At 38.0% G+C, this 14,544-nt stretch carries 1 protein-coding gene; it reads left to right on the top strand.

From position 1 onward, the window contains the following. Window positions 1-866: 866 nt before the first annotated feature. Window positions 867-14,153: a Spy0128 family protein gene (locus V471_RS05730; RefSeq protein ID WP_084871203.1), complete on the top strand. Its 13,287-nt coding sequence runs from the start codon at window positions 867-869 to the stop codon at window positions 14,151-14,153. Window positions 14,154-14,544 lie beyond the last annotated feature (391 nt).

Below are 14,544 nucleotides of genomic sequence, written 5' to 3' on the forward strand. Positions count from 1 at the left end.
GATACTAGTAGGCATAATTTTTCTCACAGGTTTTGTTATCTTTTGATTTTTTGAAGTTAGAAAATACTAGGACTCACTCTCTATTAATCCTAACTTATGAGACTCTTTTTTAAGTTGAATATTAGTATGCTAAACAGGTGAGAGCAATTATGGATGTTGGATTGTTGCAAACTTTCTTTAAGATTTTACTAGTGTTAATGAAGAAATACTGTTAAACGAAGAAGATGTTAGTATTATTTTAGACGGATAAAGTTATTCTAAGGTTAGGACTAGATGTATATGCCATTTTCATTAAAGATAAAAATATCTATATGAGTGTAAAAGGGAAAGAAATGAGAGGTTGTGTGCGTATATTGCCATTATTATGGATCAAAGTGAGAATAATATAGTGTATATTATAAGATGTTAATTTATTTTTATAATATTATTTCTTTCGGATTATAGGTTTAAATTACTATTTTTAGAACTTACTTCTGTTTATATATGGTGATTCAAGTATTTATGGAACATGAGATGGGTTTGGAATCTTTGACGCTTTTATTAGAAAATAACAAATGTAATCCGAGTTAATTTATTTTAGAAAAGCGTAATTTATATAATGAAATATTAGAAAATAGTAGTTGTCGTCTTATTTTAGAAAACGCTTAACATATTATAAATAAAAGGTTTCTAACGTTTTTATGTTTTTTTGTAAATAACGTTACTCTTACAATTGTCAGACAACTAACTTTTTTTAAAAAACATTGTTTAATCACTTGACTCTAAATTGTCAGAATGTTAGAATGAAAAAGAATCATGGATATGAGGGGAATTAACTTATAATCATGTATCTATAACTAACTATTTTTTTAGAGGGAGACTTAAACATGAAAGACATTTTCAACAGGCGCCAGCGCTTTTCATTGCGTAAATATTCATTTGGTGTCGCTTCAGTCTTGTTGGGAACGGCACTCTTTGCTGCTCACACTGCACAGGCTGATGAAGTCGTAGCATCTGATGCTTCTTCATCAAACCCTGGTTCATCAGTTGAGGGCGAAAGTTCTTCAGAACTGGTTGAGACGAATACAGCATCAACAGCTCAAGCAGATCCTACTGCAGCTGTATCTTCAACTGAGGCAACTGCGTCAACATTTAACTTGACGCCAGAAGCTTCAACAACAGATAAGGTTGCCGCAGAGACAACTGACAAACAAGCTACAGAAACTGCGAAACCAGAAGCTTCTAAACCAGCTTCAGAGGCTGCAAAGCCAACAGAAAAAGCTACTTCAGAAGCAGCTAAGCCAGCTACAGTAGCATCAACAGCTACGGCCAGCAACAATGTTGAAACACCAGCTTCAACAAGAACAGCTTCAAACACTTCAGCTACAGCATCAACAACTGCTCCAGCAACTGAAAATACTGAATCAGCTGAAACCGCAGCAGAAGCTACAAGTGTTAGCCCACGTGTTACAGCAAATACTTACTCTGTAAGATCTGCTGCAGACCGTAGTGCAACACTTGACCGTGCTGCTAGTGATATCACAAATGCTGGTGCTTTGGCAACAGGTCGTAGCCGTCGTCGTAATACACGTGCTTTGACAGATCACAACTATGAGGCGGTCTCTGTAGAAACTCACCTTAAAGATGGTGAAAAAGCTACTCCAGACATGACGGATCCTAATGGTGCAACTGTTCGTTCTCAAACAGTGCCATCGGGCTACCAAGCTAAAGAAGGTGACTACTATACTTATAGTATCGTAGATCTTACTAATTTCAACAAACGTTACCATACAAATTACTATACACGTGCTTACAAGAGATTTGATGCTTCAACAGATACTACTGTTGAATTGGTTGACAAGAACACTGGTAATGTATTAGAAACAAGAACCGTATCAGCTTCTAGTGGTATTCAAAAATTTACGACTACAAAAGCAGCCTCTAATGGGGAGTTAACTTGGCAAGTAGATTACGATAAAGGTTTAGGTGCTGGACCAGGGAAGACAGATTCACCGTTTATCCAACTTGGATATGAAGTTGGTGCAAGTATCAAGGCTTTAGTTGCTCCAGGACACAATCTAACTCCTACAGAACAAGCTTTATATGATGCAGTTTATGCTGCGCGTAATTCAACGGATATCATCAACGTTGTAGAACCAGCATATAATGGTCGTACTATTACAGATACGAATGCTAAAATTCCATTATTTGTTCAAAAATCAACTTACTATAGAGTAGTCGATAGAAATAATGCTTCATTTAATGCGAATAAAACAGATAAAACTGTTCAAGATTATGTACCAAATGGTAATGAAGTAACATTAGCCAACTACACGCTGAAAGCGATGGAAGGACAACACTTTACAGCATCTGGTGAACGTCAATTTGATGGTTACAAACTTTATCAAACAGCTACTCCAGATTCAACAACTGGTTATGTTAGCCGTCCTTATACAGTTGGTACCAAGTTTATGGATGCTGATCGTGCTGGAATAAAACGTATCAAAGAAATTGTTGGAGAAGATGGATCTGTTGTCATTCGTGTTTACTTATTAGATCCAAGACAACAAAACAAACGTTCTGATGGTACATTGAACACTGATGGCTATATGTTGCTAGCAGAAACCAAGCCTATTAAACCAGGTGATTATAACAAAGAAGAGTTGGTTGTTAAGAAAACACCACTTAAAACGATTGCACACACTGTAACTGATCCAAGAACAGGGGCAAAAACGAACTATCCAAATGGTAAGGATGTTCCATTTGATTTCCAAAGAGATGCTTCTTACACTCCGTATAAGACAGTATTTGTACCATTCTTGGGAGATAATATCGGTCACCTTTCTCCAAACGCACAATTAGAGCGTGGAGTAGGAGGTATTGGTACTAACGTTGACTTGCTCAACTCTTTGACGCCATACAAGCCAACAGTCTACTACTATGTGAAGTCAGAACCTGTAACAGTGACTCCAGAAGTTGAAAAACAACTTGAAGGACGCACACTTGTTAATGGTGAATTTAGCTTTAAGATTAAAGAAGAGCAAGCTAACAAATCAGTTCCTTCATATGAAGAAACAGTAACTAACCAAAATGGTAAAGCTACATTTAGTAAATTAACATTTAACAAAGCTGGAGTATACACTTACACAATTACTGAGGTTAAAGGCTCAGATACAAACGTCGATTATGATGCAATGACTGTTACAATGACAGTTACTGTAACTGAGAAAAATGCTGCTGGTGATTTGCAAGCTTCAGTTAAATACAGTGCTGAAGGTGGATTCAAATCAAGTGCAGATGATAAAATTTTCAATAACTACGTTGTAGCTCCAGTTAAGACTAAGTTCGACTTTAGTAAGGCTCTTGCAGGTCGTACTCTTAAAGAAGGCGAATTTACATTTGCTCTTAAAGATTCAACTGGTAATGTTCTTCAGACCAAGAAAAACAGCGCTAATGGTGTTATTGCCTTTGATGACTTGACATTTGATAATACTCAAGTTGGTACTCACAAGTATACTGTAGAAGAAGTTATCCCAGATAATAAAGAAGCTGGTATGACTTACGATACAATGAAAGCTGAAGTAACAATCACTGTTACTAAGGAAGGCCACGTTCTTAAAGCAACTAACATTCTTCCAGCAGATACAGAATTCAATAACACATTCACACCAGGTGCGGTTAAAGTTAACCTTGACTTTGATAAATCACTTTCAAATGGTACTTTGAACGCAGGTGACTTTAGCTTCACGTTGACTGGTGATAACAATGTTAATGAAACTGTAACCAACAAAGCTAACGGTAAGATTAACTTTAGCGAATTGTCATTTGACCATGAAGGTGTCTACAACTACACTGTTAAAGAAGTGAAAGGCAACAATGCCGATGTAGACTACGATGAAATGACTATCGCAGTTAAAGTAACGGTTACTAAAGATGCTACTACAGGTCTTTTGGCTACTAAGACTGAAATGACTTCAACAGGTGGTGAAGCAACTGGTACTGATGACAAGATCTTCAACAACCACGTTGTAGCTCCTGTAACTGCTCAATTTGACTTCAGCAAAGCTCTTGCAGGTCGTAACTTGAAAGCTGGCGAATTTAGCTTCGTATTGAAAGACAAAGATGGTAAAGTCCTTCAAACAAAACAAAATGATGCCAACGGTAAAGTTAAATTTGATGCCTTGACATTTACAAATGCTCAAGTTGGTAACCATAAGTACACTGTAGAAGAAGTTCGAGGAACTGAAGCAGGTATGACTTATGACCCAATGAAAGCTAACGTAACAGTTACGGTTACTAAGTCAGGTCATGCGCTTACTGCTGTTGCAACTCTTCCAACTGATACAGAATTCAACAATACCTTCACATCAGCTCCTACTCAAGCTCAATTCAAGTTCACTAAACGTCTTGAAGGTAAAGCGCTTACAGCAGGTGCCTTCGAGTTTGAATTGCTTGAAAACGGCAACGTTATTCAAACTAAGAAAAATGCAGCAGATGGTTCAATCACATTTGATGCTATTGAATACAGTGCTGAAGGTGAACACACTTACACTGTGCGTGAAAAAGCTGGTAACGATACAAACATCGATTACGATACTATGAACGCAGAAGTGAAAGTTAAAGTTACTAAAGATGCTGCTACAGGTCTCTTGAGTACTGCTGTTACAATGCCTGAAGACACAGAGTTCAACAACTATGTAGTTTCTCCAGTTGTAACTAAGTTTGACTTCACTAAGAAATTGGCTGGTCGTGAACTTAAAGCTGGTGAATTTAGCTTCGTATTGAAAGATGCTGCTGGTAATGTCGTTGAAACAGTTAAAAATGATGCTGCTGGTAACGTAACCTTCTCAGAATTGTCATTCGACAATACTAAAGTTGGTACACACACTTACACTGTAGAAGAAGTGATTCCTGAAAACAAAGAATTCGGAATGACTTACGATAAGATGAAAGCTACAGTGACAGTTGAAGTTGCTAAGAACGGTCACACATTGACTACTGTTACAAACGTTACATCAACTGGTGGTGTAGACGCTAATGGTAACGCTACTGACGGTACTGCAGATAAAGAATTCAACAACAAAGTCACTCCTCCAGAAACTCCTGAATTCCAACCAGAAAAATTTGTCGTTTCTAAAGAGAAATTCGACATCACTGGTAACAAGTTGATGGATGACGACGATGATGTACCTGGTAACGAGTACACAGCAACAAATGCGAATCCATATGTTGATGGTGTTGCAAACAACGAACCAGAAAACTTGAATACTAAGACTGTTAAACGCGGTTCTAAATTGGTATACCAAGTATGGCTTGATACTACTAAATTCACAGAAGCTAACAACATCCAATACGTTGGTGTATCTGATACATACGACGCAGATAAATTGAACGTTAACGCATCTGATATCAAAGCCTACGATTCAGTAACTGGTGCAGATGTGACTGCTAAATTCGACATCAAAGTTGAAAACGGCACAATCACTGCAACTTCTAAAGAAGCATTTATCAAAGATAAAGTAAACAACCCTGTTATCGATACTACTAAGTTCGCCTTTGGACGTTACTATAAATTTGATATTCCAGCAACTGTGAAAGAATCTGTTAAAGCTGGTGCTGATATTGAAAATACAGCCAACCAAACAGTTCACGTTTACAACCCAGTGAGCAAGACAGTTGAAAAACCTGAAAAACCAACACAAAAACGTGTTAACAGCGTTCCAGTTCCAGTGGAAATGAACTTCACTAAACGTTTGGAAGGTCGTGAACTTCAAGCAAACGAATTCGAATTCGTATTGAAGAAAGACGGCGTTGAAGTTGAACGCGTGAAGAATGATGCTGCTGGTAAGATTGTCTTCAAGACTCTCGGGTTCGGTCGCGATGATCTTGGTAAGACTTACAACTACACAGTAGAAGAAACTCCTGGTACAGATGCAACTGTCAAATACGACACAATGGTTGCTACTGTTAAAGTTGTGGTTTCACATGACGGTACAGCTAAAGCAATCGTTGCCAACGTAACAGACGCTGCGGATAAAGAATTTAACAACCGTGTAACACCTCCTGAAGAACCTAAGTTCCAACCAGAGAAATACGTTGTTTCTAAAGCGAAATTCGATATCACTGGTACTAAGCTCGTTGATGATGATTCTGAATTGACAGATAAATATGGTGAAACAAATACAAACCCATATGTCGATAATACAAACAACAACGAAGAAGAAAACTTAAATACTAAATCAGTTGAACGTGGATCTAAACTTTACTACCAAGTTTGGTTGGATACAACTAAATTTGATGCAGCTAACAAAGACAATATCCAAACAGTAGGAATCACAGATAACTACGATAAGGATAAATTGATTGTTAATGCTTCAGAAATCAAGGTTTATGATTCAGTAACTGGTGCAGATGTTACTAACAAGTTCGAAATCACTGATAACAACGGTGTTCTTACAGCTAACCTTAAAGCTGGCTTCACTAAGTCACTTGGCGACGCTGAAAATACTCAAATCATTGATACAACTAAGTTCGAATTTGGACGCTACTATAAATTTGATATTCCAGCAACAGTGAAAGACGATGTCGTAGCTGGTGCAGATATCGAAAACAAAGCAGCTCAAGTTGTTAACTACTACAACCCAACAACTAAGAAAGTTGAAAAACCAGAAAAACCAACTGAAAAACGTGTTAACAGTGTTCCAATCTCAGTAGAATTTAACTTCACTAAGAAATTGGAAGGTCGTGACCTTAAAGCTGGCGAATTCACATTCGAGTTGAAAGATAGCGACAATGTTGTGATTGCAACTGCAACCAACGATGCAGCTGGTAAGATTAAATTCTCTCCAGTAGAGTACACAAATAAAGCTGGTGAAAAAGTTACAGCCCTTAAATACAAGAAGGGTCAAGAAGGTACTTACAAGTACACTGTAACAGAGGTTAAGGGTACAGACGCGACTGTCACTTACGATGAAATGGCTGCTGTTGTAACCGTTACTGTTTCTCATGATGGTACAGCTAAAGCATTGATCACAAACGTGACAGAACCTGCGGATAAAGAATTTAACAACCGTGTAACACCACCAGAAGAACCTAAGTTCCAACCAGAGAAATACGTTGTTTCTGAAGAGAAATACGATATCACAGGTGACAAGCTCGTTGATGATGATAAAGAGTTGGCAGACAAGTACGCAGATACCAATGCGAACCCATATGCGGACGATGCCTCAAACAACGAAGCAGAAAACTTGAATACTAAGACTGTTAAACGTGGTCAAAAATTGGTTTACCAAGTATGGTTGGATACAACTAAATTCGATGCAGCTAACAAGGACAACATCCAATCAGTAGGAATCTCAGATGACTACGATGAAACTAAATTGAATCTTGATGCTACTAAGATCAAAGCCTACGATTCAGTAACAGGTGCAGAAGTCACAGACAAATTTGATATCACAGTTAACAACGGTGTGATCACTGCAACCCTTAAAGCTGGCTTCACTAAGTCACTTGGCGACGCAGAAAACACTCAAGTTATCGATACAACTAAATTCGCCTTTGGACGTTACTACAAGTTCGACATCCCAACAACAGTGAAAGCTGATGTTGCAGGTGGTGTAGACATCGAAAACACTGCGGCTCAAGTAGTAAACTACTACAACCCAACTACTAAGAAAGTTGAAAAACCATCTAAACCAACTGAAAAACGTGTAAACAACGTTCCAGTTGAAGTGGAATTCAACTTCACTAAACGTTTGGAAGGTCGTGAGCTTAAAGCTAACGAATTCAGCTTTGTTCTTAAAGATTCAACAGGTAAAACTCTTGAAACTGTGAAGAACGATGCGGCTGGTAACGTTAAGTTCAAAGCTCTTGAATTCAAGAAAGGCCAAGAAGGCGTACACAACTACACAGTAGAAGAAGTTAAAGGAAGCGACGCAACCGTTACATACGACACAATGAAAGCGAATGTAACAGTCACAGTGAAACACGATGGTACAGCTAAAGTACTTATCGCGACTGTAGGCGACATTGCGGATAAAGAATTTAACAACCGTGTGACTCCTCCAGAAGAGCCTAAGTTCCAACCAGAGAAATACGTTGTTTCTGAAGAGAAATACGATATCACAGGTGACAAGCTCGTTGATGATGATAAAGAGTTGGCAGACAAGTACGCAGATACCAATGCGAACCCATATGCGGACGATGCCTCAAACAACGAAGCAGAAAACTTGAATACTAAGACTGTTAAACGTGGTCAAAAATTGGTTTACCAAGTATGGTTGGATACAACTAAATTCGATGCAGCTAACAAGGACAACATCCAATCAGTAGGAATCTCAGATGACTACGATGAAACTAACTTGAATCTTGATGCTACTAAGATCAAAGCCTACGATTCAGTAACAGGCGCAGAAGTCACAGATAAATTCAATATCACAGTTAACAACGGTGTGATCACTGCAACCCTTAAAGCTGGCTTCACTAAGTCACTTGGCGATGCAGAAAACACACAAGTTATCGACACAACTAAATTCGCCTTTGGACGTTACTACAAGTTCGACATCCCAACAACAGTGAAAGCTGATGTACCTGGTGGTGTAGACATCGAAAACACTGCGGCTCAAGTAGTAAACTACTACAACCCAACAACTAAGAAAGTTGAAAAACCAACTAAACCAACTGAAAAACGTGTAAACAACGTTCCAGTTGAAGTGGAATTCAACTTCACTAAACGTTTGGAAGGTCGTGAGCTTAAAGCTAACGAATTCAGCTTCGTCCTTAAAGATTCAGAAGGTAAAACTCTTGAAACTGTGAAGAACGATGCTTCTGGTAACGTTAAGTTCAAAGCTCTTGAATTCAAGAAAGGCCAAGAAGGCGTTCATAACTACACAGTAGAAGAAGTTAAAGGCACAGACGCAACCGTTACATACGACACAATGAAAGCGAATGTAACAGTTACAGTTAAACACGATGGAACAGCTAAAGTTCTTATCGCGACTGTAGGTGCAATTGCGGACAAAGAATTTAACAACCGTGTGACTCCTCCAGAAGAACCTAAGTTCCAACCAGAGAAATATGTTCTTAGCGATGGTAACGGTAAGTTTGATATCACTGGTACTAAGCTTCTTGATGATGATGCAGAGTTGACAGATAAGTACGCAGACACAAATGCGAACCCATACGCTGATAAAGCTGATAACAACGAAGCAGAAAACATCAATACGAAAGCCGTGAAACGTGGCGAAACTATTAACTACCAAGTATGGCTTGATACAACTAAATTTGATGCAAACAATAAGGATAACATCCAAACTGTTGGTATTACTGACAACTATGATGAAGCTAAATTGGATGTTAAGGTATCTGATATCAAGGCTTACGATGGTAAGACTGGTAAAGATGTTACTGATAAATTCAACATCTCAATTGCTAATGGTGTAATCACAGCTAACCTTAAAGATGGCTTCACTAAGTCACTTGGCGATGCAGAAAACACTCAAATCATCGATACTACTAAGTTCGAATTTGGACGTTACTACAAGTTTGTCATCCCAGCTAAAGTTTCTGACGGTGCTTACGATGGTGCTGAAATTGAAAATACAGCAGCTCAAGTAGTTAACTACTACAACCCAACTACTAAGAAGACCGAAAAACCAGAGAAACCAACTGAAAAGCGTGTCAACAATGTTCCAATGGCTATTCAGTTAATCTTCGGTAAGACACTTAATGGTCGTCAATTGAAAGATAAGGAATTTAACTTTGTCTTGAAAGACGAAGCAGGAAAAGTTCTTGAAACTGTTCAGAATGATGCTAAAGGCAAAGTAACTTTCTCTACTATTAATTATGGAAGAGACGATCTTGGTAAGACCTTTAACTACACTGTAGAAGAAGTTAAAGGAACTGATACAACAGTTACTTATGACAATATGAAAGTCAACGTTACTGTTAAAGTTATTCAACCTTCAGCAGGTAATCAATTATCAACAGTTATCTCTTATGCTACAGTTGGTGGAAATTCTTATGAATCAGACGACAGAATTTTCGATAACAACGTAACTCCTAACTTCAAACCAGAGAAATACGTTGTTTCAGAACCAAGCTTCGACATCATTGGCAACAAACTTGCTGATGACGACGATTCAGCTGATAAAGTTGAAATCCAAAACTTGAATGGTAAGACCCTCAAACGTGGTCAAAAGATCTACTATCAAGTATGGCTTGATACTCGTGACTTCACAGCAGAAAGCAATCTTCAAACAGTTGGTATCACAGATAACTACGAAGAAGATAAGCTTGACATCAACGCTGCTGATATCAAGGTTTACGATGGTATCACTGGTGCTGATGTTACTGATAAGTTCGACATCAAGGTTGAAAATGGTGTTCTCTACGGTACATCTAAAGCAAGCTTGACTAAAGCTATTAGTGCAACAGATGCTACTCCAGTCATCGATACAACTAAATTTGAGTTTGGTCGTTACTATAAATTTGATATCCCAGCTGTTGTTAAAGACATTGATGCTAACGACGGTGTAGATATTGAAAATACAGCCAACCAAACAATTCACCAATACAACCCATTCAATAAGAAAGTTACAACTCCTGAAAAGCCAACTCAAACACGTGAAAACAACGTTCCAGTTCCACTCGAGTTCAACTATACTAAACGACTTGAAGGACGTGAGTTGACTGCAGGTGAGTTCAGCTTCGTATTGAAAGACAAAGACAACAAAGTTCTTCAAACAGTAACCAACGATAAAGATGGTCACATCAAGTTTGAAAAACTCTTGTTCAATAAAGATGATCTTGGTAAGACATTCACTTACACAGTTGAAGAAGTAGCTGGTAAAGACGCTTCAATCACTTACGATGCTATGAAAGCGACTGTAACAGTGAAAGTTACTAAGGAAGGCAAAGTTCTTACAACTGTCGTTAACCACGCTTCAACAGGCGGATTTGCTTCAAGCGCTAACGATAAAGAGTTCAACAACAAAGTTCGTCCACCAGAAACACCAGAATTCAATCCAGAGAAATACATTCTTAATGAAACTAAGTTCGATTTGAAGGGAGTATCTCTTCTTGATGATGACAAAGAGTTGAAAGATAAGGTTGCAGAAACTAATGCAAATCCTTATGTTGATGGTGCTTCTAATAATGAAAAAGCTAACATCAATACTAAGACCGTATATCCTGGACAAAAAGTTGTTTACCAAGTATGGTTGGATACTACTAAATTCACTGAAAAGAATAATATCCAAACTGTTGGTGTATCAGATGACTATGAAGAAGATAAAGTTGATATCAATGTAGCTGATATTAAAGCATATGATGGCATCACAGGTGATGATGTAACAGCTAAGTTCGATATCAAGGTTGAAAATGGTGTGATTACAGCCAACCTCAAAGATGGCTTCACTAAGTCACTTGGCGATGCAGAAAACACTCAAGTTATCGACACAACTAAATTTGCCTTTGGACGTTACTACAAGTTTGATATTGTTGGTAAAGTCAAAGACGACGTTAAGGGTGGTGTAGACATTGAAAACACAGCTTCTCAAATCGTTCATTACTACAACCCAACAACTAAGTCTGTTGAAAAACCAAATAAACCAACAGAAAAACGTGTTGTTAACGTTCCAGTTAAAGTAGAATTCAACTTCACTAAACGTTTGGAAGGTCGTGAGCTTAAAGCTAACGAATTCAGCTTCCAATTGAAGGATGAAGCAGGAAATGTCATCGAAACTGTTAAGAACGATGCCAAAGGTAACGTTAAGTTCAAAGCTATTGAGTACAAGAAAGGCCAAGAAGGCGTTCACAAGTTTACAGTAGAAGAAGTTAAAGGAACAGACGCAACTGTTACATACGATACAATGAAAGCGAATGTAACAATCACTGTTTCTCATGATGGTACTGCTAAAGCTCTTGTAGCAACTGTCGGTCAAATTGCGGATAAAGAATTCAACAATGCGGTTCGTCCACCAGAAAAACCTAAGTTCCAACCAGAAAAATATGTTGTTTCTGAAGCGAAATTCGATGTAACAGGTACTAAACTCGTTGATGATGATAAAGAATTGGCTAACAAGGTTTCAGACACCAATGCAAACCCTTATGCTGATGACGCATCAAACAACGAATTGGAAAACTTGAATACGAAGTCAGTTAAACCTGGTCAAACACTTTACTACCAAGTATGGCTTGATACAACTCAATTTGACGCTAACAACAAGGATCATATCCAAACTGTTGGTATCACAGATGACTTTGATGAAACTAAGTTGGATGTAGATGCATCAGCAATCAAGGTTTACGATTCAGTAACTGGTAAAGATGTTACAGATAAATTCGACATCTCACTTGCTAACGGTGTGATTACAGCTAACCTTAAAGATGGATTCACTAAGTCACTTGGCGATGCAGAAAACACTCAAGTCATTGACACTACTAAGTTCGAGTTTGGTCGTTACTATAAATTTGATATTCCTGCAACAGTTAAGAAGGATATTAAAGCTGGTGTAGATATCGAAAATACAGCTACTCAAGTTGTTAACTACTACAACCCAACAACTAAGAAAGTTGAAAAACCAAACGTACCAACTGAAAAACGTGTTAACAGTGTTCCAGTTTCAGTAGAGTTTAACTTCACTAAGCGTTTGGAAGGCCGTGAACTTAAAGCGAACGAATTCACATTCGTACTTAAGGATTCTACAGGGAAAGAAATCGAAACTGTTAAGAACGATGCCAAAGGTAACGTTAAGTTCAAAGCTATTGAGTACAAGAAAGGCCAAGAAGGTACTTACAAGTACACAGTAGAAGAAGTTAAAGGTACTGACAGCACAGTTCAATACGACGGTATGAAAGCTCTTGTCACTGTTGAAGTATCACACGATGGTAAAGCGAAAGCTCTTATCACTAAGGTTACTGACCCAGCTGATAAAGAATTCAACAATACTGTTCGTCCACCAGAAAAACCTAAGTTCCAACCAGAGAAATACGTTGTTTCTAAAGAGAAATTCGATATCACTGGTATGAAACTTGTTGACGATGATGCTGAGTTGAAAGATAAAGTAGGCGATACTAACAAGGATCCTTACGCTGACAGCACAGCTAACAACGAAGCTGAAAATATCAATACTAAGACACTCAAGAAAGGTGATAAGTTTGTCTACCAAGTATGGCTTGACACAAACAACTTCACTGACGCTCACAATATCCAATCTGTTGGTGTTACAGATAAATATGACAGCGAAAACTTGAACATCAATGTTGCAGATATTAAAGCATACGACTCTGTAACAGGGGAAGATGTGACAGCTAAGTTTGATATCAAGGTTGAAAACGGTGTAATCACTGCAACGTCTAAGTCTGACCTTACTAAGTCACTTGGTGATGCAGAAAATACACAAGTGATTGATACTGCCAAATTGGCATTCGGACGCTACTACAAGTTCGATATTCCTGCAACTATCAAAGGCACTGCCAAAGATGGTGTAGATATCGAAAATACTGCGTCACAAATCGTTCACCAATACGACCCAACTAAGAAATCTGTTGAAAAACCAGAAAAACCAACAGAAAAACGTGTAGTCAATATCCCAACTAAGGTTGAGTTTGAATTCACTAAGAAACTTGAAGGTCGTCAACTTAAAGCTGGTGAGTTTAGCTTTGTACTTAAGGATAGCAAGGGTAATGTTATCGAAACTGTAAGCAACGATGCTAACGGTAAGATCAAGTTCTCTGCCCTTGAGTACAAACGTGGTGAAGAAGGTAATCACGTCTATACAGTAGAAGAAGTAAAAGGTAACGATGCAACTGTTACTTATGATAAGATGGTAGCCACAGTTGTTGTTTCTGTAACTAAAGATGGTAAAGTCTTGACAGCGATTTCTCAATTGCCAGAAGATACTGAGTTCAACAACACTGTTATCCCACCATATACACCACCAACAACTCCACCAAACACACCTCCTACTACACCACCAACTACGCCTCCAACACCACCGACTCCTCCAACTCCAGTGGTTCCACCAGTGACACCACCAACTACACCAGAAGCTCCTAAAGGACCAGCACTTCCTGAAACAGGTGATGATGCGTCTATGGCAGCTATGGCTCTTGGAGGAATCCTTGCGGCAGCTGGACTAGGTTTGGCAGGAAAACGCAAAAAAGAAGACTAAGATAGTTCATAGGTTAAATCCCTCAATATAGTTAGTTAGACTATTTCAGTTTTCGAAAAAGAGACTCATCCCGATAGGGGTGGGTCTCTTTTGTATCTATCTTAAAGATGATTTGGTGTTTTATTAAAATATTAGATATAAGGTTAAGTAATAGAGATTTTAGGATTTATTTTATGCAAAACAGATCAGTGGTTTAAATTTCAGGAAAAGATTATTATAAATATTGATATGTACTAAAATACTTATGTGAAAAGGTTTATTGGTTGTCATGAAGTCCTAGCTGCAAATCACAACTCGTTTTTTATATTGATTAAAAATTAGAGAAAATACTTGCTTAATGATTAAAAAAAAGATACGATAGACTTTGGAAGAAGGTTAATAAATGTATAGA

The sequence above is a fragment of the Streptococcus salivarius genome (genome assembly GCF_002094975.1).
GTDB lineage: Bacteria > Bacillota > Bacilli > Lactobacillales > Streptococcaceae > Streptococcus > Streptococcus salivarius_D.

What these genes read in the sequence shown, in the direction of transcription:
- V471_RS05730 (WP_084871203.1), top strand. Translation starts at nt 867, where the DNA reads ATGAAAGACATTTTCAACAGGCGCCAGCGCTTTTCATTGCGTAAATAT.